Source organism: Streptomyces sp. NPDC041968, from assembly GCF_055589025.1.
On sequence record NZ_JBVJCB010000008.1, the window covers coordinates 59,010 to 76,724 of the forward strand.

The 17,715-nt window shown below is 73.1% G+C and carries 21 protein-coding genes; 8 read left to right on the plus strand and 13 right to left on the minus strand.

All coding sequences use genetic code 11. The features are described from left to right. Positions 1–2: 2 nt before the first annotated feature. Positions 3–377: a cupin domain-containing protein gene (locus ACZ6EG_RS20290; protein ID WP_391970172.1), complete on the minus strand. Its 375-nt coding sequence runs from the start codon at positions 375–377 to the stop codon at positions 3–5. Positions 378–473: 96 nt separating this feature from the next. Here ACZ6EG_RS20290 and ACZ6EG_RS20295 point away from each other — a divergent pair, with 96 nt between their 5' ends. Both ACZ6EG_RS20295 and ACZ6EG_RS20300 read left to right on the plus strand, forming a co-directional pair. Then, positions 474–920 (plus strand): MarR family winged helix-turn-helix transcriptional regulator, encoded by a 447-nt coding sequence (locus tag ACZ6EG_RS20295; protein WP_469606304.1) that lies wholly within the window; start codon positions 474–476, stop codon positions 918–920. A gap of 175 nt (positions 921–1,095) precedes the next feature. Next, positions 1,096–1,959, plus strand: a complete 864-nt coding sequence (locus ACZ6EG_RS20300) for an esterase/lipase family protein (protein ID WP_391970174.1) — start codon at positions 1,096–1,098, stop codon at positions 1,957–1,959. 78 nt (positions 1,960–2,037) lie between these two features. Here the strand turns inward: ACZ6EG_RS20300 and ACZ6EG_RS20305 are convergent, their stop codons facing one another. Further along, on the minus strand, positions 2,038–3,102 hold the full coding sequence (locus ACZ6EG_RS20305) for a lytic polysaccharide monooxygenase auxiliary activity family 9 protein (protein ID WP_469606309.1): 1,065 nt from the start codon (positions 3,100–3,102) through the stop codon (positions 2,038–2,040). Between the two features lie 177 nt (positions 3,103–3,279). Between ACZ6EG_RS20305 and ACZ6EG_RS20310 the strand changes: the two genes are divergently transcribed. After that, complete coding sequence (locus ACZ6EG_RS20310; RefSeq protein ID WP_391970176.1) at positions 3,280–3,765, plus strand: GNAT family N-acetyltransferase; 486 nt, start codon at positions 3,280–3,282, stop codon at positions 3,763–3,765. Positions 3,766–3,779: 14 nt separating this feature from the next. Here ACZ6EG_RS20310 and ACZ6EG_RS20315 read toward each other — a convergent pair whose 3' ends face one another. From ACZ6EG_RS20315 to ACZ6EG_RS20325, 3 genes are all read right to left on the minus strand, one after another. Next, a complete protein-coding gene (locus tag ACZ6EG_RS20315; RefSeq protein ID WP_356606088.1) occupies positions 3,780–3,914 on the minus strand; it encodes a hypothetical protein in 135 nt (44 codons plus the stop codon). A gap of 138 nt (positions 3,915–4,052) precedes the next feature. Next, a complete protein-coding gene (locus ACZ6EG_RS20320; protein ID WP_391970177.1) occupies positions 4,053–4,571 on the minus strand; it encodes a ribonuclease FAU-1 family protein in 519 nt (172 codons plus the stop codon). Continuing rightward, complete coding sequence (locus tag ACZ6EG_RS20325; protein ID WP_469606314.1) at positions 4,552–5,481, minus strand: GNAT family N-acetyltransferase; 930 nt, start codon at positions 5,479–5,481, stop codon at positions 4,552–4,554. The genes ACZ6EG_RS20320 and ACZ6EG_RS20325 overlap by 20 nt, the downstream gene beginning before the upstream one ends. A 71-nt stretch (positions 5,482–5,552) precedes the next feature. Here ACZ6EG_RS20325 and ACZ6EG_RS20330 point away from each other — a divergent pair, with 71 nt between their 5' ends. Then, positions 5,553–5,921: a GntR family transcriptional regulator gene (locus ACZ6EG_RS20330; protein ID WP_356606082.1), complete on the plus strand. Its 369-nt coding sequence runs from the start codon at positions 5,553–5,555 to the stop codon at positions 5,919–5,921. Between the two features lie 63 nt (positions 5,922–5,984). On the opposite strand, the gene ACZ6EG_RS20335 is transcribed toward ACZ6EG_RS20330, so the two are convergent. The 5 genes from ACZ6EG_RS20335 to ACZ6EG_RS20355 form a co-directional block, all read right to left on the minus strand. Continuing rightward, the gene (locus ACZ6EG_RS20335) at positions 5,985–6,734 is read right to left on the minus strand and encodes a DUF72 domain-containing protein (protein ID WP_391970179.1); all 750 of its coding nucleotides are present in this window, start codon (positions 6,732–6,734) and stop codon (positions 5,985–5,987) included. Between the two features lie 15 nt (positions 6,735–6,749). Next, complete coding sequence (locus ACZ6EG_RS20340) at positions 6,750–7,844, minus strand: DUF5925 domain-containing protein (RefSeq protein WP_391970180.1); 1,095 nt, start codon at positions 7,842–7,844, stop codon at positions 6,750–6,752. A 100-nt stretch (positions 7,845–7,944) separates the two neighbouring features. Beyond that, positions 7,945–8,718 carry a polysaccharide deacetylase family protein gene (locus ACZ6EG_RS20345; RefSeq protein ID WP_391970405.1) on the minus strand — a complete coding sequence of 258 codons (774 nt, stop codon included), beginning with the start codon at positions 8,716–8,718 and terminating at the stop codon, positions 7,945–7,947. A gap of 34 nt (positions 8,719–8,752) precedes the next feature. Beyond that, positions 8,753–9,754 (minus strand): glycosyltransferase family 2 protein, encoded by a 1,002-nt coding sequence (locus ACZ6EG_RS20350; RefSeq protein ID WP_391970181.1) that lies wholly within the window; start codon positions 9,752–9,754, stop codon positions 8,753–8,755. Then, positions 9,751–10,626, minus strand: a complete 876-nt coding sequence (locus tag ACZ6EG_RS20355; RefSeq protein WP_469606320.1) for a glycosyltransferase family 2 protein — start codon at positions 10,624–10,626, stop codon at positions 9,751–9,753. Before ACZ6EG_RS20355 ends, ACZ6EG_RS20350 begins: the two co-directional genes overlap by 4 nt. A 619-nt stretch (positions 10,627–11,245) precedes the next feature. Between ACZ6EG_RS20355 and ACZ6EG_RS20360 the strand changes: the two genes are divergently transcribed. The 4 genes from ACZ6EG_RS20360 (at position 11,246) to ACZ6EG_RS20375 (ending at position 13,979) form a co-directional block, all read left to right on the plus strand. Further along, the gene (locus ACZ6EG_RS20360) at positions 11,246–12,052 is read left to right on the plus strand and encodes an SGNH/GDSL hydrolase family protein (RefSeq protein WP_391970183.1); all 807 of its coding nucleotides are present in this window, start codon (positions 11,246–11,248) and stop codon (positions 12,050–12,052) included. Between the two features lie 196 nt (positions 12,053–12,248). Then, positions 12,249–12,791 (plus strand): sigma-70 family RNA polymerase sigma factor, encoded by a 543-nt coding sequence (locus ACZ6EG_RS20365; protein ID WP_391970184.1) that lies wholly within the window; start codon positions 12,249–12,251, stop codon positions 12,789–12,791. Then, complete coding sequence (locus tag ACZ6EG_RS20370; protein WP_469606325.1) at positions 12,788–13,594, plus strand: anti-sigma factor; 807 nt, start codon at positions 12,788–12,790, stop codon at positions 13,592–13,594. Before ACZ6EG_RS20365 ends, ACZ6EG_RS20370 begins: the two co-directional genes overlap by 4 nt. A gap of 115 nt (positions 13,595–13,709) precedes the next feature. Beyond that, positions 13,710–13,979 (plus strand): hypothetical protein, encoded by a 270-nt coding sequence (locus tag ACZ6EG_RS20375; protein ID WP_053128431.1) that lies wholly within the window; start codon positions 13,710–13,712, stop codon positions 13,977–13,979. A gap of 306 nt (positions 13,980–14,285) precedes the next feature. Here ACZ6EG_RS20375 and ACZ6EG_RS20380 read toward each other — a convergent pair whose 3' ends face one another. The 3 genes from ACZ6EG_RS20380 to hmgA are packed head-to-tail and all read right to left on the minus strand — an operon-like array spanning position 14,286 to position 17,561. Continuing rightward, positions 14,286–15,446: a type ISP restriction/modification enzyme gene (locus tag ACZ6EG_RS20380; RefSeq protein WP_391970186.1), complete on the minus strand. Its 1,161-nt coding sequence runs from the start codon at positions 15,444–15,446 to the stop codon at positions 14,286–14,288. A gap of 22 nt (positions 15,447–15,468) precedes the next feature. Beyond that, complete coding sequence (locus ACZ6EG_RS20385; RefSeq protein ID WP_356606064.1) at positions 15,469–16,218, minus strand: GntR family transcriptional regulator; 750 nt, start codon at positions 16,216–16,218, stop codon at positions 15,469–15,471. Positions 16,219–16,244: 26 nt separating this feature from the next. Then, positions 16,245–17,561 (minus strand): homogentisate 1,2-dioxygenase, encoded by a 1,317-nt coding sequence (gene hmgA, locus ACZ6EG_RS20390; protein ID WP_391970187.1) that lies wholly within the window; start codon positions 17,559–17,561, stop codon positions 16,245–16,247. Between the last annotated feature and the right edge of the window lie 154 nt (positions 17,562–17,715).

A 17,715-nucleotide genomic window follows, 5' to 3' on the forward strand; every position in this document is an offset into this window, starting at 1 on the left:
GGTCAGTTGGCCCACGGGGGAGTGAGCCGGGTGCCGTCGGCCAGCTCGGCCTCCAGGCCCACCGAGGTGGTGACCCAGGACGTCGCGGTCCGGTCGGTGGGGTTCTCGACGGCGAGGGTCGATCCCGAGTTGATGATCACCGTGTCGCCCGCGGTGACGCGCTCGGTGCGGCCGTCGAGGGTGATCAGCAGCTCGCCGGTGAGCAGGTGGAAGATCTCCTCCCGGGTGACGGTGTGCGCGGGCGCCCTCGTCCCGGCCGGGATCTCGCCCCGCCAGGCGCACAGCTCCCTGCTGCCGGAGCGAGGGGTGGCGTACGAGACGAAACGGACGCCGTGGATCTCGTGGATCACGGCCTCGGACGAGCGGACTACGGGCATGGTGGCGGACTCCTCGCACGGGATGGTCAAGCTGCTTGACTACCTCCCTATGGTCAAGCTGCTTGACCATGGCGTCAAGGGTGTTTCAATTCCCCCGTGCAGAACTCCGACGCCATGGCCCTGTCCGCCGCCCTGCTCGCCACCGCCGGCGGACTCACGCAGCGCATCCACGAGGGGGTCGTCGCCCGCGGCTTCGAGGGTCTGCGTCCCGCCCACGGCTTCGCGTTCGCCCGGCTCGCCCCGGACGGTGCCACGGTCACCGACCTCGCCGCACACCTCGGCATGACCAAGCAGGCCGCCAGTCAGCTCGTCGAGGAACTGGTCCGCAAGGGGTTCGCCGAACGCTGGCCGCACCCCGTGGACGCGCGGGCCCGGCTGATCGTGCTCACCGAGCGGGGGTGGGACTGCACGCGGGCCGCCGAGGAGGCGGCGGCCGAGGCGGTGCGCGCGTGGGCCGACGTCATCGGCGAGGGCGAGGTGCGCGCGCTGCACGGCCTGCTGGCGCGGGTCGCCCCCAACGGGCCCGTGCGGCCCGCCTGGTGACCCTATATCACCTGCGTCGCGACCGGCGCCGGTTGTCGCTGGAAGTTTTTACCGACGCGTAACTTCCCGCCCGCGCTACTCGTCCGTAACTTGATGAGTGAACCAGCATCCCGTGATCCGGATCACAGGGCGTCCTGCCGCCGCACGTCCCCTTGAGCCGCAAGGAGATCACCCGATGCTGCCCTTCAGGCGAGTGCTCAGACCCCTGGCCGCGCTGCTGCTGACCGCCGCGGCCGTCCTGGTCCCCGCCACCACCGCCCGCGCCGCCGACGCGCGGCCCGGCGCCGGCTGGAACGACTACTCCTGCCGGCCCTCCGCCGCCCACCCGCGCCCCGTCGTCCTGGTCCACGGCACCTTCGGGAACTCCGTCGACAACTGGCTGGGCCTCGCGCCCTACCTCGAGGACCGCGGCTACTGCGTCTTCTCCCTCGACTACGGCCAACTGCCCGGCGTCCCGTTCTTCCACGGCCTCGGGCCGGTCGAGAAGTCCGCGGAGCAGCTCGCCGCCTACGTCGACAAGGTGCTCGCCGCGACGGGCGCCGCCGAGACCGACATCGTCGGCCACTCCCAGGGCGGCATGATGCCCCGCTACTACCTGAAGTTCCTCGGCGGAGCCGACGAGGTGAACGCCCTGGTCGGCATCGCGCCCAGCAACCACGGCACCACCCTGTCCGGCCTCACCCGGCTGCTGCCGTACTTCCCCGGCGCCGCGGACCTGCTGAACGAGCACACGCCCGCCCTCGCCGACCAGGTCGTCGGCTCCGACGTCCTCACCAGGCTGAACGAGGGCGGCGACACCGTGCCCGGCGTCCGCTACACCGTCCTCGCCACCCGGTACGACCAGGTGGTCACCCCGTACCGCAGCCAGTTCCTGAGCGGCCCCGGGGTGCGCAACATCCTCTTGCAGGACCTGTGCCCCGTCGACCTGTCCGAGCACCTGGCGATCGGGCTCTTCGACCGCGTCGCCTTCCACGCGGTGGCGGGCGCCCTGGACCCGGCGCACGCCGAGCCCACCACCTGCGCCTCGGTCCTCGACTGACCCCGGCACCGGTACGCCGCGCGGGGCCTGTCCGGCCTGAGCCGCCCGACAGGCCCCGCGCCCCCCCCGTGTCCCGGGTCAGCGACCGTGCCGGCCGCCGGTCTGCGCGCGGCGGCGGACCGACGCGAACAGCGCCGCCGCGCCCACCGCGAGGGCGGCGGCGCCGCCGACGGCGATGTAGGGCGTGGTGCTGTCCCCGCCGGTCTCGGCGAGGTTCTCGGTGCCGGCCCCGGCGGCCTTGACCTCGTTGGGCTCACCCGCGGCCGCCTCGGGAGCCGCCTCCGGGTCGGCCGGATCGGCCGGGTCCTTCGGGTCCGTCGTCGTCTCGGCGTCCTGGTCGCCGTGGCCGTGGTGCTCGATCGTCGACTTGTCGGCCGCGGCCGCGATCTGCTCCTCGGACGGCGCGGAGGCCACGGGGGCCGGGGCGGCACCCTCCGCGGTCTCCCCGCCCGACGCCGTGTCGTCCGCCGCACCACCGCCCGCGGTGGCACCACCGTCACCGCCGAAGGAGACGTCGGAGCAGGAGTAGAACGCCTCCGGGCTGTCCGAGCGCTGCCACACCGCGTACAGCAGGTGCTTGCCGGAGCGCTCGGGAAGGGCGCCGGAGAAGGTGTAGAAACCGCCCGAGGCGACCGGGTCGGTGACCGTCGCCACCGGGGCGGACAGGTCCAGGTCACCCCAGCCCAGCGGCTGCGACGGGTCGTACCCGGGCTTGGTGATGTACACCTTGAAGGTCCCCTTGTGCGGAGCCGTCACACGGTACTTGAAGGTGTACGCACCGCTGCTCACGCCGGTGGCGGGCCAGTCGGCACGCGCCAGGTCCATGCCCTTGAAGGCCGGGTCGTTGGCGCTGCACAGCTTGCCGTCCGGAATCAGCTCCTGGTGCTTGCCGGCGGCGTTGCCGATGCGGATGCCGTTCCAGTCGTACAGCGCCTGCGTGCCGCCGGCCGCGACGGCCGCCTTGCACGCCGCGGACTGCGGGTTCTCGGGGCCCTCGGCGTGGCACTGCGAGACCCGGCTGACCGGGTCGCCCATCGAACCGTGCGCGGCCGCGGGGGCGGCGGCCAGCGTGGTCAGGGCCAGCGGGGCGACACCGGCGAGGGCGACGGCGGCGGCCCTGCGGGAGACGGACGATGCGGGCATGGGGAACTCCTCGAAACGGTCACAGGGGACGTGGACTCCGGGCCGGAACCCGTGGGGGTGATCAGCAAGCTAGCCCCGAGGAACCGCGAAATCGCCTCCTGGAGGCGGGGGACGGAGATCCTTATGGTCGCGTTAAGGGAGTGCTCAGGCTGGGCTCAGGTAGCTACCGTTCGCGGCATGACAGAAGAGCAGATCCGGCAGGCGGTCCCCGCCGACCTGCCGGCGGTGAAGGCCGTCACCGACGCCGCCTACCGCCCCTACATCGAGCGCATCGCCGTGGTCCCGCAGCCCATGGAGGCGGACCACGCGGCGGACGTGGCCGCGGGCAAGGTCTTCGTCGCGACAGCCCCGGACGAGCCTGGAGGGCGCGGGGAAGTGGTGGGCGTCGTGGTCCTGGAGGCGTGCACGGACCACCTCTTCCTCGACAGCGTCGCCGTCCACCCCGACGCACACGGCAGGGGCGTGGGACGGCGACTGCTGCGCTTCGTGGACGCACGCGCGCGAGCGCTGGGCCTGCCCGAGGTCAGGCTCTACACCAACGCCCTGATGTGGGAGAACCAGAAGATCTATCCGAAGTACGGCTACGAACTCGTGGAGCGCCGGACGGACGGGCCCTACGACCGTCTCCACTACCGCAAGCGGCTGCCCCGCCGCGTCTCATGACGTGACCGGCCCGGTCAGCTGTCCGGCCACCACGTGCGCGCGACGTCCTTGCGGACCTCCGGACGCCCCGAGGGACGCTCGTCGGCCTCCTCGCGGACACGGCGGGCATCGGACTTCTTCAGGGGCTTCTGCACGGTCAGACGGCGCATGGCTGCCTCCTTACGGATCCACCGGGTTCCGCGTTGTCACGGAGGTAGACCCTTTCCCCGAGACTTGCTCATCGATGCATTCCTGTCAGTGGCGGCTGTCACGTTCCCGTGCCACACCCGTGCCGTCGCCACCGGGAGTCACTGTGGGTGCCCGGGTGATGACACCAGGTCGGTGAACCCCTCCCCGCGGGCCAGCCGCTCCAGCTCGTCCAGGGCGGCCACGGCGGCGGCAGCGGCCTCGGGGTCCCGCTCCGCCAGACCGCTCCCGGCGAACTCGTCCTCGTCCAGCCGCCGTACGTCCCTGCCGTCCGCGGAGCGCCACAGGTCCAGGTCGAGGTCCTCCACGACCAGTTCCGCGCCGGTGAGCACGGCGGGGCGGGTGATGTCGCAGTACCAGCCCTTCAGCACGCCCGTACCGGTCCGGACCTCCTTCACGGAGTACCAGCGGTCACGCCAGTAGTACTCGGTGAAGACGTCGCCCGCCTCGAAGCGCACGAAGCCGAAGTCGCGGACGCCGGCACCGGCCCAGGGGGCGCGGACGGCGAGGCGGGTGCCGTCGTCGTGCAGCAGCCGGCTCGCGTAACGGATCTTCGTACGGCCCGCCTTGACCAGGACCACGTCCACACCGGTCGGTGCCTCAGCCGAGTTCGCGGACATAGCGCACCTCCGTTGCGCAGACCTCGTATCCGAGCCACTTGTTGATCGCCAGCATCGGGCCGTTGTCGGTGTCGTTGCCCGTGAACGCCTCCGTGTACCCGGCGGCCCGGGCCCGGCGCAGGGAGTCGGTCTTGGTGAGCTTGGCGAGGCCCCGGCCGCGGTGGGCGCGGGCCGTGCCGGTCATCGCGCTCGCGTAGCGGGTGCCGCCGTCGGTGTGGGCGACGCTGAAGGCGACGGGACGGCCGTCGGCCACCGCGACCGAGGTCAGTTCACGGTTCAGCAGCGGATGCCGCCAGGTCTCGGCGAGCCAGGCCTCGTAGTCGGTGAACTTCATGGAGACGTCGCTCGGTTCGTCCACCAGCGTCTGCGCGTCCAGCTCGAACATCGGGCGGGGGTCGTCGGCGAAGTCGGCGGCGGTGCGCAGTTCGACGCCCGCGGGCAGGGGCGGCGGGGACGGCAGGGTGCCGTCCGCCAGGCCGAGGCGGAGGAAGTGGGCGGACCGCCGCCGCTCGTAGCCGTGCCGCTGGGCGAAGACCAGGTTGGCGGGCTCGTCCAGCACCCAGGCGAACAGCTTCCGCGCGCCCTCGGCGGCGAGGTGCTCCTCGGCCGTGCGCACCAGCAGTCCGCCGGCGCCGCGCCGGACCCGGTCCGGGTGGACGTAGATGTTCAGGTACGCCTGCCCGGGCTCCGGGCTGTCGTGCACCAGCCCGATCTGGGCCGTGCCGATCACCTCCCCGTCCTCCTCCGCGACGAGGGAGCGGCTGCGGGCGTCCGGGTGGGTGTGGCGGAGGTGGTGGACGACGGCCTGTGGTGTCCACAGGAGGAAGGGCAGGGCGAGGTGGCGGACCCGGGCGAAGGCCGCGACATCGGCCGGATCGTCACCGCGCAGGTCGCGTACGAGAACGGTCATGTGAGCGCACGCTACGGCGGCCGGGTGTGCGGATGCCCCTCATTTTTCCCTGGGTGCGGGACAATCGCCGCGTGACCTTGAGGATCGACATCGACGACGGTGCCCCGCCCTACGAGCAGGTGCGCGCGCAGATCTCCGAACAGGCGCGGTCGGGGGTGCTGCCGGTCGGCTACCGGCTGCCGACCGTGCGCGGACTGGCCGAGTCCCTGGGCCTGGCGGCCAACACGGTCGCCAAGGCGTACCGGGCGCTGGAAGGGGACGGGGTGATCGAGACACGCGGGCGCAACGGCACGTTCGTCGCCGCCGCGGGCCCGGCGGCGGAACGGGAGGCGGCGTCCGCCGCGCAGGAGTACGCGTCGCGGGCGCGAAGGCTCGGGGTCACCAGGGAGGACGCCGAGGCCGCCGTGCGGGACGCGCTGCGGGCGGCCTACGGGGGCTGAGCACCGTCCGGCCAGGGCCGGCGGGGCCGCGCGCACCGGGGTGCGTCGCGCGGTTCCCCGTCCTCAGGGCGTGCGCGTGACCGTGAGTTCCGATGCCCGCGCCAGCCGGGCGAAGACCCGCGCGTCCCGCACGGCCGCCGCGTGAGGGTCGTTGTTGAAGTACGCGTACACGTCCTGGTGGGGCCAGGTGTCCTGGATGCGCCCGACCCAGGTCGCCAGGGACCGGCGACCGTAGCGCGGCCAGGCGGCGGCACGCCCCTGGTGGAAGCGGACGTAGCCCCAGTCGGTGGTGCGCCACAGCGGGGCCACCGGCCTGGCCCGGACGTCGGCCCAGCACAGCGCCGCGCCCCGCGACTCCAGGACGCCGCGCACCTCGGGCGTCCACCAGGACTCGTGCCGTGGTTCCACCGCGACCCGCGTGCCGGGCGGGAAGCACGCGAGGCAGGCGTCCAGCAGCCCCGCGTCGCCCCGCAGCGTCGGCGGCAGTTGCAGCAGGACGGGACCGAGGCGGTCACCCAGGCCGGCCGCGTGGGTCATCAGCCGGTCGACCGGTTCCGCCGGGTCCCGCAGGCGCTTGATGTGCGTGAGGTAGCGGCTCGCCTTGACCGCGACCACGAAGTCGGCCGGCACCCGCTCGCGCCACGCCTCGAACGTCTCCCGCGTCGGCAGCCGGTAGAACGCGTTGTTGATCTCGACCGTCGCGAAACCGGCCGCGTACCGCTCCAGCCACAGCCGCACGGGCAGTCCGGCCGGGTACAGGACGTCCCGCCAGTCCCGGTACTGCCAGCCCGATGTGCCGACGAACAGGGTCATACCCCCATCAAACAGCTAGAGGTAGAGTCCCGCGTCCGCACCGGTCCGCGGCTCCGGCAGCGCGGTCGGCGAGGTCCCCCGGCGCAGCGCGTACAGCTCCGCCAGTGTGGCGCCCTCGCGGCCCACGCCCTCCTCGCTGCCGAGCCAGCCCACCGCCTCCCGGCGGGTCAGCGGCCCGACCTCGATACGGGCCAGGCAGCGGCCGGGCCGGACCACGGCGGGGTGCAGACGCTCCAGGTCCTCGTTGGTCGTCACGCCGACCAGGACGTTGCGGCCCTGGCCGAGCAGCCCGTCCGTGAGGTTCAGCAGCCGGGAGAGGGCCTGGCCCGCGGTGTGCTTGGCCTCGCCGCGGATCAGCTCGTCGCAGTCCTCCAGCAGCAGCAGCCGCCAGCGCGCCTTGCCCGTCGCGTCCTCCTCGCCGATGGCGATGTCCATCAGGTAGCCGACGTCGGAGAAGAGCCGCTCCGGGTCGAGCACGCAGTCCACCTGGCACCAGTCCCGCCAGGACCGGGCCAGGGTGCGCAGCGCCGACGTCTTGCCGGTGCCCGGCGGCCCGTGCAGGAGCAGCAGCCGGCCCGCGATGTCCTCGGGGGTGGTCTTCATCAGGCCGTCCATCGCCTCCGCCACCGGGGCGGTGTAGTTGGCCCGGACCTCGTCCCAGGTGCCCGCGGAGATCTGCCGGGTGGTGCGGTGCGGGCCGCGGCGCGGGGAGACGTACCAGAAGCCCATCGTGACGTTCTCCGGCTGCGGCTCGGGTTCGTCCGCGGCGCCCTCCGTGGCATCGGCGAGCACCTTCTCGGCCAGCTCGGCGCTGGTCGCCGTCACCGTGACGTCGGCGCCCCGGCTCCAGCGCGAGATCAACAGCGTCCAGCCGTCGCCCTCGGCCAGGGTCGCGCTGCGGTCGTCGTCGCGGGCGAGCCGCAGGACGCGCGCGCCGGGCGGCAGCAGGGTCGCACCGGACCGCACCCGGTCGATGTTCGCCGCGTGGGCGAAGGGCTGCTCACCCGTGGCGAAACGGCCGAGGAACAGCGCGTCGACGACGTCGGAGGGCGAGTCGCTGTCGTCGACGTTGAGCCTGATCGGCAGGGCGTCGTGCGGGTTCACGGGCATGCCGCCATGATCCGGCACGCGGCCGCCGCGTGCACCCGCTTTCCCGGGGACACGCGGCACCCGCGGCGTGGCGCGGCGTGGCGGACCGACGGCCGGCGGTTCAGGCGCCGGCCCTCGACGACCACCCCCGCACCCGCCGTGCCCGGCGGAGCACGGCGTACCCCTTGGTGAGCGCCCGGTCCCGCGCGAAGGCGCGGGCGATCGCCCGGCCCTCGACCAGCCGGGCGAACTCGTCCGGCCCCGTGCCGCGCCGCACGGTGACCCGCCGCAGGGCGTACGGGCCCTGGGCACGGCGCGCCAGGCCGTTGCCGACGGCGAGCGCCTGCGTGTATCCCGTCTCGCGCACCGCCCGCCGCACCCGCCGGTCGGAGTACCCGTAGGGATAGGCGAAGGAGACGGGCGCAGCGCCCACCTGGTCGGCGACGATCTCCCTGCAGTGGATCAGCTCGAACCGCAGCCGCTCCTCGCCGAGTTGGTCGAGCTGCGGATGGGTGTGGCTGTGCCCGCCGATCTCCACGCCGGCGGCGGCCAGTTCCCGCACCTGGTCCCAGTCGAGCATGGTGTCCAGGGCCGCGCCGGTGTCGTACGGCCCCCGCAGCCAGCCCGTGGACACGAACAGGGTGGCCGGGAAGCCGTACTTGGCCAGGACGGGCAGGGCGTGCCGGTGGACGCCCTCGTAGCCGTCGTCGAAGGTGATGAGGACGGGCCGCCTCGGCAGCGGGCGTCCCGAGCGCCACGCGGCGGCCAGCTCCGCCGTGCCGAGGGGGGTGAGGCCCCGGTCGGCGATCGCCGCCATCTGCTCGGCGAACGCCCGCGGGGCCACCGACAGGGCGCGGGTGGCGTCGCGGGGATCGGTCGCGACCGCGTGGTACATGAGGACCGGCACGCGCGCGTCGTCCTCGTGGGCGTCAGCCACGCGCGCCCCCTTCCACCGGCGCCACGGAGAAGGCGGTCCCGCCCCGCCGCGCCCGTACCGTCCCCACCAGGTAGCCGCCCGCCGCCGTGATCACCCCGGCGACGATCGCGCCCGCCCGTCCCGCGCCGCCCGGCCGGGCCAGCACGGCGTCGCGCAGCCCGCGCGCCACCCCGGCCGGCAGCACCCGGGTGGCGTAGCGGCGTTCGGACTCCAGCCCCTTGTCCGCGCCGACGCTGCGCGCCACCAGTGCCTTGGACAGCCCCTCGGCCCAGGTGCGGGTGCGGAAGTAGCCGAAGTGCTCGCGCACCCCGGGCACCCGGTGGTGGATCACCGCGCGGTCGTCGATCAGCAGGACGGCGTCGGGACGGGCGCGGGTGAGCCGGATGCACAGCTCGGTCTCCTCGCAGCCCAGCGGCCGCTTGTCACCATCGCGCCCGATGCCGGTGGCGAAGCCGCCCGCCGCCTCGAACGCCTCGCGCCGGAAGGAGGCGTTGCCGCCCAGCACGTTGCGCACCCGGACCCGGCCGGGCGGCAGACCCCGGTACGTGCAGCCCACCACCCAGTCGAACTCCTCGGGGAACCAGACGGGCCGGCGCCCCGACGCCCAGACGGGCTCGGTGCGTCCGCCGACGGCCATCACGCGCGGGTCGGCGTACCCCTCGGTGAGGTGCCGCAGCCAGTCGCGCTCGGCCACGGCGTCGTCGTCGAGGAAGGCGATCACCTCTCCGCGGGAGGCGGCGATGCCGGTGTTGCGGCCGGCGGACAGACCGCGGGGGCCCGCGTTGGCGAGCACCCGCACCTCTCCACTCTCCTCGTACTCCCGCGACAGCCGGTCCCTCAGCGCCTCGTTGTGATCGACGACCAGCAGCGTCTCGCGGGCCGGGCGGGACTGCGCCCGCACCGAGGAGACCGCCGCGAGGATGTCCTCCCAGCGGTCCTCGGTGTAGACGCAGATCACGACGGAGATCGTGAGCGAGGCGTCGGGACCGCTCAAGACGCCTTCTTCCGGACCGCGCCGACCGGGCCGACCGCACCCACCGCACCCACCGCGCCGACCGGGCCGAGCGTCGGCGCGTGCGTACGGCTGCGCAGGGCACGCCGGTTGGAACGCTCGTCCAGGATGACTCTGAGGACGCGCAGGCCGTCCCGGACGGCGCGCAGGTTGCTGACGCCGTGGATGCGCAGGTACTCGTGGCTGGGGATCTCCTGGACCTTCAGGCCGGCCTTGACGACCCGGATGTTCATCAGGGTCTCCACCTCGAAGCCGGTGCAGTCGAGGTCGATCTTGTCCAGGCAGTGCCGCCAGAAGGCGTTGTAGCCGTAGCAGAGGTCGGTGTAGCGGGCGCCGAACTTCCGGTTGACCACCGCGCACAGGGCGCGGTTGCCGAGCTTGCGGACGAAGGTCATGTCGTCGGTGCCGCCGCCGTTGGCGAAGCGGGAGCCCTTGGCGAAGTCCGCGCCGGAGACGAGGGCGGAGACGTACGAGACGATCTCCTGGCCGTCGGCCGAGCCGTCGGCGTCGACCATCACGATGATGTCCCCGGTGCACGCCTCGAAGCCGGTGATCAGCGCGTCCCCCTTGCCCTTGCCGCGCTGCTCGACCACCTTGACGTCCGGCCACAGGTCCCGTGCGACCCGCACCGTGTCGTCGGTGGAGTTGCCGTCCACGAGGACGACCTCGTGGATCCAGTCGGGCAGTGTCTTGAAGACGTAGGGAAGGTTCTCCGCCTCGTTCATGGCGGGTATGACCACGCTCACCGGCGGTGCTATCGCCAGGTGCGAGGAGACGGGCCGGTACTTCTCGGCCGCTGACGGATCGGGTGACGGATCGTTGCCCGTCGACGCGGGCTGCAGAACTGAGCTCATGAGTCTGGTCCCTCTCGTCCGGCGGACCGCCCGCCCCAGGGGCGGTCCGGCTCTGTGTCCGGTTCGAAAGGGGGGTTCTCGCCCCACGGCACGGCGGAGTGGAACTCCGTACGTGTCGGACGAGCTGGCATGGCCTGCCGGCGCCGGAAAGAAACGGCAGCCGACCGCGCGGCACGGCCCGGTCGCCTGTGCGGCCACCGAGCACGGCACCCCCCTACCGCGCCTCCCGCCCGGTCCGCCGCGGCCTTGAGCCCTCCCCTGAGCCGCTTGCCGACGTTCCGATGCGAGAGATGTATGACGGTATTGACGATTGAAGCTGTATGGCAAGACCTGGAAGCAGGACTCACGTTTTTGTCGGTTTGCCGCCATCTGTTCTTCACAAGGGGCGATTTCGTGCGGAGTCGGTCCCCCGGACCGTTCCGCTTTGCCCCCCGAAGCCCAAGATGCCGGGCCTCAATGTGGCGCAGCTCTCAGGAGACCGTCAAGACGGCACAGGTGTTCCCGCCGGTTTTCGTCCGATTTTGAACGACCGTCAGCCATTTTTTGGCATGGACACTTCCTGTCAACACGCGTAGCTGCTACCACGGTTCATGGCAGAGACCCTGCTAAAGGAGGTTCCATGAGACGTTCCCGACTTGTCGGCTTCCTGACTTCCGTCCTCCTCGCCGCCGGCGCCGCCCTCACCGGGGCCGCGACCGCCCAGGCGGCCCAACCCGCAGTGTCCGGCGGCTATGTGGCGCTCGGCGACTCCTACTCCTCCGGCGTCGGAGCGGGCAGCTACATCGCCTCCAGCGGCGACTGCAAGCGCAGCACGAAGGCTCACCCCTACCTCTGGGCGGCCGCCAACTCACCCTCGACCTTCGACTTCACGGCCTGTTCCGGCGCCCGTACGGGTGATGTTCTCGCCGGACAACTCGGCCCGCTCAGCACCGCCACCGGCCTGGTCTCGATCAGCGTCGGCGGCAACGACGCGGGATTCGCCGACGTGATGATGACCTGCGTCCTCCAGTCCGACAGCTCCTGCCTGTCGCGGATCGCCACCGCGAAGGCGTACGTCGACTCGACGCTGCCCGGCAACCTCGACGGCGTCTACTCGGCGATCAGCGGCAGGGCCCCGAACGCCGAGGTCGTCGTCATCGGCTATCCGCGCTTCTACCAGCTCGGCGCCTCCTGCCTCGGCCTCTCCGAGACCAAGCGGAAGGCGATCAACGACGCCGCCGACCACCTCAACACCGCGATCGCCAAGCGCGCCGCCGACCACGGCTTCACCTTCGGCGACGTGCGTACGACGTTCACCGGGCACGAGATCTGCTCCGGCAGTTCCTGGCTGCACAGCGTGAACTGGCTGAACATCGGCGAGTCGTACCACCCGACCGCGGCCGGCCAGTCCGGTGGCTACCTGCCGGTCCTCAACAGCGCCGCCTGACCGGAAAAGCGGAAGCAGAAGGAGAAGAGGAGGGGAGGCCCCGCCGGTCGGGGTCTCCCCTCCTCCCGCTTCCAGGTCGAGGCCGCCGACCCGCGTTTTCCGCCCGCGCATCCGTACCTCCGCCCGAGGGCGCGCCGCCGCGCGCGCCCCGCGGTGATGTCGACGGGCCGGCGCGGCCCGCGGAGAGGGGGGACCCGTGGAGGCGGACGAGCTGCTGGTGCTCGTGGCGGACGGCGACCAGAAGGCCTTCGAGGACCTGTACGGACTGGTGTCCGGTCCGGTGTTCGGACTCGTACGGCGCGTGGTCCGCGACCCCGCCCAGTCCGAGGAGGTGGCGCAGGAGGTGCTGCTCGAACTGTGGCGGTCCGCCGCGCGGTTCGACCCGCGCCGGGGAAGTGCCCTGTCCTGGATCCTCACCGTCGCGCACCGCCGCGCCGTCGACCGGGTCCGCAGCGCCCGCGCGGCCGGCGAACGCGAACGACGCGAGGCCCGCCGCGCCCACCTTCCCGCCTTCGACCAGGTGTCCGAGGAGGTCGAGGCGGGTCTCGAACGCGAAGGGGTACGCCGCTGCCTGGACCGGCTGACCGCCCTGCAACGCCAGTCGGTCACCCTCGCCTACTACGACGGCTACACCTACCGGGAGGTGGCCGAACGCCTCTCCCTTCCCCTGGGCACCGTCAAGACACGGATGAGGGACGGCCTCACCCGCCTGCGCGACTGCCTGGGGGGCGCCGCATGAGCCCCCTCGGCCGGCTGTCGCGCCGCGGCGACCTCCACTCGTTCGCCGCCCCCTACGCCCTGGACGCCCTGGAGGGCGCCGAACGGGTCCGCTTCGAACGGCACCTGCGAGGGTGCGTCCGCTGCGCCGCCGAGGTACGGGCCCTGACCGAGGGCGCCGTCCGGCTGGCCCGGTCCACGGCCGCCCCGGCGCCGGCGGCACTGCGCGACCGCGTCCTGGCCGCCGTACGCACCACCCCGCAGGAGCCCGCGCCCGAGACCGTACCGAGAGTGCCGCCGCACGTGTGGGGCGTCCTGCCGCCGCCGGGGCGCTCCCGCGCCTCCCGGCCGCGCCACCTGCTCGTGCCGTTCGCCACGGCCACGGCGGCGGCGGCCCTCGTGGTGGCCTCGCTCTTCGCCGTACAGGCGGACCGGACACAGGGGGAGTTGGACGCCGCGGAGGACCGGGCACGTGAGATCGCCCACGTTCTCGCGGCTCCGGACGTCCGCGCGACGTCCGACACGGACGGCCGGGGCCGCACCCTCGCGGTGGTCGCCTCCGCGTCCGAGGGGCGCGCGGTCGTCACCCTGAGCGGATACGGCGAGCCGTCCGGCGACCGCGTGCACCAGCTGTGGCTCGTGCGCCCCGGCGCCGGGCCGCGCTCCCTGGGGCTCCTCGACGGCGACACGCCCCTGATCGCCTCCGGTCTGCGACCGTCCGTCACGTCACTGGCCGTGACCGTCGAACCCGGCGGCGGCTCCGACCGGCCGACGAGCAGGCCGGTTGTCCAACTCACCCTGGAATCTGTTGGATTCGGAGAGTAATCGTCAACCCCCTTACGGGGAAGGTGAATCCTGTGACCGCGATACACGCGTGCCGCACCGGGGCGATAGGGTTACCCTGCCCGGGCCGGGTGGACTCGTACGGGTGGGGAGTGACATGGAACAGATAACAGTGCGCAGCAGGGCCAGGGTCCCTGCGATCACCTGCGGGAGCAGCGCGACCAGCTCGCGTCTCGACCGCCATCTCGCGGTGCTGGGAGGGCCTGCCCTTCCGCAGCGGGAGACGGTGGAGGCGACGTCGCTGATGCGTGAGCTGACCGCGCGTGAGCCCGCGCACAAGCGCAGCAGCAGGGGCGCCAGGGTGCGCCGGGTCTCGCTGTTCGCGCCGCTGCGCCGACTGCGTCGTTCGCTGTTCGGCAGCAACTGAGGCCCGCGCTCCGGCGGCACACCGTCCCCGGCGCGGCGCCGCCGCACACGTCCGTCATCCCCACGGCACGCAGCGGCGCCCCGGTGTGTTCCCGGGCGCGGGCACGATCCCGTACGCCCCGCTCGTACGCCTGACTGACCCGTACGCCCGACTCGTACGTCCGACTCCGTCCGTCCGCCTCGCGCGCCCGATGTCGTAGGTCCGCCCGGCCCCGTGGGCCCGGCCGGTTCGTCCCGTGCCCGGGTTCGTCTCCTCGCGTCACCGTTTCCCCGCCCGGCGGTGACGCCCACCGGTCCTCCGGCCGGGCTACAGCAGTGCCAGCTGGCCCTCCGGGCCCTCTTCCCGGCCGTCCAGGACGGAAGCCGGCCGACGGGCCGCCGACGGCACCGGGAGAACGCCTGCCGCGCGCAGTTCGGCCGCCGTGATCTCCGCCGACACCGTGAGTTCCCGGCATCGCGGCCGGACCTCGGCGAGCAGCGCGAGAACCGTGATCAGCTCCAGCAGCTCGGACGTCCAGGTCTGCGGCCAGCCGGCCGGGCGGAGCGCCGCGAGCGTGCCCGGCTCGCCCTCGGCGGTGCGGGCCGCGAACCACTGCTCCAGCACCCGCACCCCGCCCGCCTCGAAGTCCCAGGCGCCGGGCGGCACGGGGGAGACCCGGCCCTCGTCCAGGTACAGGGCCTCCTCCTCCCGGTCGTAGCGCAGGGTCAGCGGGCGCGCGGGCAGCGGGGCACGGACGTACGGGCGGCGGCCGCCGGGCAGCTTGGGGCGCTCGCCGTCGCGGCGCATCAGCCACAGGACGCGCCGGCCCAGGCCGACGCCGTACTCCCACAGCGCCGGGTCCGCGGTGAGCGGGACCAGGGAGCCCTCCCGCACGGCCGCCACCGTCCAGGCCAGGACGTCCAGCGGCTCGGGGCGCCCGCCGAGCCGGGCGGCCAGGTGGTCCAGGAGGCCGGGGGCGAGGTTCGGCTCCGTGCCGCCGGGGCGGCGGAACAGCGGGCGGACCCGGGCGCCGCCGAGCAGGGGCAGCCGGGAGGTCGCCAGGAGCAGCGGAGGGCCCGTTGCCTCGGCGGTCTCCGCCACGAAGACCTGTTGCCCGTCCGCCACCCGCCACAGCTCGGGACGGGCCGCGTCGATCAGCCGGTGGTCGGGGATCAGCCACTGCTCGTCGAAGGGCGCGCGCAGCACGCGGACCGGTTCCGGGCACGGCCCGTGGGCGCGCAGCAGCTTCTCCGTGCCGCCGGACGCGCCCGGCAGCCGGCCGACCGCCGTGTGCAGCGTGCGGGACCGCGTCGGCTCCAGCAGGGCCTCGCGGTCGGGGCCCTCCGCCTTCACCAGGGCGTCCCAACGGGCCCTCAGGGATGCCGGGTCGGGAGCCGCCGGCCACCCCCGGCCGAGCCGCGGCGGTGCGACGGACCACGGCATGAGGTCCGCCAGCGGCGGAGCGTCGTCGTGCGTCACGCTGGGCATCGTACGACGGGGCCCCCGGGCCTCAGGTGGCGTCCAGGGTGACCGTGAAGGAGAAGCGGTCGCCCCGGTAGTGGATGACGGCCACGTCCAGCACCCGTCCCGCGCTGTCGTAGGTGATGCCGGTGTAGTGCAGGATCGGGCTGAGCAGCGGGACGTCGAGCAGCCGGGCGGTCTCCGGGTCCGCGAGCCGGGCCTCGACGGTGTCCGTGATCCGGCTGATGTCCACGCCCACCACGTCCCGCAGCACCTTGGTCATCGGCCAGCGGGCCAGATCGGCCGGGTCGACGCGGGCGGCGATCTCGGGGCGGACGTAGTTGCGGGCGTGGTTGGTGGGCTCGCCCGTCTTCTCCTCGCGGCGCAGCCGGTGGTACGTCGCCGTCTCGGCCAGATCCGGGAAGTGCTCGGCCAGTTCGGCCGGGACCGGGCCGGTGCCGTGGTCGAGCAGCTCGGTCCGCATGCCGGACTGCTGGGCCACGATCGCGTCCACCGAGCCCAGCAGCCGCACCGGGGCGCCCCGCCGGGCGTGCGGTTCGATGAACGTGCCGCGCCTGCGGTGCCGGGTGATCAGCCCTTCGTCCTCCAACTCCTTCAGTGCCTGCCGCATGGTCAGCACGCTCACCCCGTAGTGACCGGCCAGCTGCTCCTCGGTGGGCAGGCGCAGCGGGTCCCGCGGCGAGCGGCCGAGTATCGAGGCGCGCAGCGACTGCGACACCTGGTACCAGAGCGGCAGCTTGCGGTTCAGGACGATGGAGTCCGGGGCGAAGGAGGTCACGGGCCATCCGTACCGGTAGGCATTGCTCAGTGCAAGGGGCGGAAGTGACGCTCCATGCCCTGCCAGACGTCGTCGTAGCGCGGTTGCAGGTGCTCGGCGCGGGCCGCCTGGGGGGTGAGGGTCACCGGCCAGCGCGTCTCGAACATGAACGCCAGGCCGTCGTCGATCCGCTGCGGCTTCAGCTCGGCGGCGCTCGCCCGGTCGAAGGTCTCCCGGTCCGGCCCGTGCGCCGACATCATGTTGTGCAGCGAACCGCCGCCGGGGACGAAGCCCTCGGCCTTCGCGTCGTAGGCGCCCTCGATCAGGCCCATGTACTCGCTCATCACGTTCCGGTGGAAGTACGGCGGCCGGAAGGTGTCCTCGCCCACCAGCCAGCGCGGCGCGAAGACCACGAAGTCCACGCCGGCGAGGCCGGGGGTGTCCGACGGGGACGTGAGCACCGTGAAGATCGACGGGTCCGGGTGGTCGTACGAGATGGTGCCGATGACGTTGAAACGGCGCAGGTCGTAGACGTACGGCACATGGTTGCCGTGCCAGGCGACCACGTCGAGGGGGGAGTGGTCGTACACGGCGGTCCAGAGGTTGCCGCAGAACTTGTTGACCACCTCCGTGGGGCTCTCGTCGTCCTCGAAGGCCGCGACGGGTGCCTTGAAGTCCCGCGCGTTCGCCAGGCCGTTGGCGCCGATCGGGCCGAGGTCGGGGAGGCGGAAGGGGGCGCCGTAGTTCTCGCAGACGTACCCGCGCGCGTCCTCGTCGAGCAGCTCCACGCGAAAGCGCACCCCGCGCGGGATCAGCGCCACATGGCCGGGCTCGGCGTGCAGCAGCCCGAACTCGGTGCGCAGCAGCAGCCCGCCGCGCTCAGGGACGATCAGCAGCTCTCCGTCCGCGTCGCTAAACACGCGGTCCATGGAGGCCGTGGCGTGGTACAGGTGCACGGCCATGCCGGTGCGCTGGGTGACGTCGCCGTTGCCGCCGAGCGTCCACAGGCCCGCCAGGAAGTCCGTACCGGCCTCGGAGGCGGGGAGCGGACTCCAGCGCAGGCGGTTCGGGTCGGGCACGGCCTGGGTGAAGGGGGCCGTACGGATCGCGCCGTTGCCCGTGCGGGTGAACGCCGGGTGCGCGGCCGACGGGCGGATGCGGTACAGCCACGAACGCCGGTTGTCCGCCCTCGGTTCCGTGAACGCGGTGCCGCTCAACTGTTCCGCGTACAGCCCGAGAGGTGCTCGCTGGGGCGAGTTCCGGCCCTCGGGCAGCGCGCCCGGCACGGCCTGCGAGCTGTGCTCGTTGCCGAAGCCGGACAGGTACGCCAACCCCTCCGCGGTCTTCCGCGCGTCCCCGCTCATTGATCGCTCCCTCGCCACCCGATTCCTATGGGACACCGTAGGATTGCGGTTTCCCCCGCGCAAGAGGGCGCACGGGTTCTTCCGGACCGGTACGGGTCCCTCTTGAGGAGGATGACCGGAACCGGACCCCAGGGGGATCCGCCGGGTCGGACCC

Excerpts from the sequence above, each read along its gene's own strand:
- ACZ6EG_RS20290 (WP_391970172.1), bottom strand. The coding sequence starts at position 377 with ATGCCCGTAGTCCGCTCGTCCGAGGCCGTGATCCACGAGATCCACGGC.
- ACZ6EG_RS20300 (WP_391970174.1), top strand. The coding sequence starts at position 1,096 with ATGCTGCCCTTCAGGCGAGTGCTCAGACCCCTGGCCGCGCTGCTGCTG.
- ACZ6EG_RS20305 (WP_469606309.1), bottom strand. The coding sequence starts at position 3,102 with ATGCCCGCATCGTCCGTCTCCCGCAGGGCCGCCGCCGTCGCCCTCGCC.
- ACZ6EG_RS20310 (WP_391970176.1), top strand. The coding sequence starts at position 3,280 with ATGACAGAAGAGCAGATCCGGCAGGCGGTCCCCGCCGACCTGCCGGCG.
- ACZ6EG_RS20315 (WP_356606088.1), bottom strand. The coding sequence starts at position 3,914 with ATGCGCCGTCTGACCGTGCAGAAGCCCCTGAAGAAGTCCGATGCCCGC.
- ACZ6EG_RS20320 (WP_391970177.1), bottom strand. The coding sequence starts at position 4,571 with ATGTCCGCGAACTCGGCTGAGGCACCGACCGGTGTGGACGTGGTCCTG.
- ACZ6EG_RS20325 (WP_469606314.1), bottom strand. The coding sequence starts at position 5,481 with ATGACCGTTCTCGTACGCGACCTGCGCGGTGACGATCCGGCCGATGTC.
- ACZ6EG_RS20335 (WP_391970179.1), bottom strand. The coding sequence starts at position 6,734 with ATGACCCTGTTCGTCGGCACATCGGGCTGGCAGTACCGGGACTGGCGG.
- ACZ6EG_RS20340 (WP_391970180.1), bottom strand. The coding sequence starts at position 7,844 with ATGCCCGTGAACCCGCACGACGCCCTGCCGATCAGGCTCAACGTCGAC.
- ACZ6EG_RS20345 (WP_391970405.1), bottom strand. The coding sequence starts at position 8,718 with ATGTACCACGCGGTCGCGACCGATCCCCGCGACGCCACCCGCGCCCTG.
- ACZ6EG_RS20355 (WP_469606320.1), bottom strand. The coding sequence starts at position 10,626 with ATGAGCTCAGTTCTGCAGCCCGCGTCGACGGGCAACGATCCGTCACCC.
- ACZ6EG_RS20360 (WP_391970183.1), top strand. The coding sequence starts at position 11,246 with ATGAGACGTTCCCGACTTGTCGGCTTCCTGACTTCCGTCCTCCTCGCC.
- ACZ6EG_RS20370 (WP_469606325.1), top strand. The coding sequence starts at position 12,788 with ATGAGCCCCCTCGGCCGGCTGTCGCGCCGCGGCGACCTCCACTCGTTC.
- ACZ6EG_RS20375 (WP_053128431.1), top strand. The coding sequence starts at position 13,710 with ATGGAACAGATAACAGTGCGCAGCAGGGCCAGGGTCCCTGCGATCACC.
- ACZ6EG_RS20380 (WP_391970186.1), bottom strand. The coding sequence starts at position 15,446 with ATGCCCAGCGTGACGCACGACGACGCTCCGCCGCTGGCGGACCTCATG.
- hmgA (WP_391970187.1), bottom strand. The coding sequence starts at position 17,561 with ATGAGCGGGGACGCGCGGAAGACCGCGGAGGGGTTGGCGTACCTGTCC.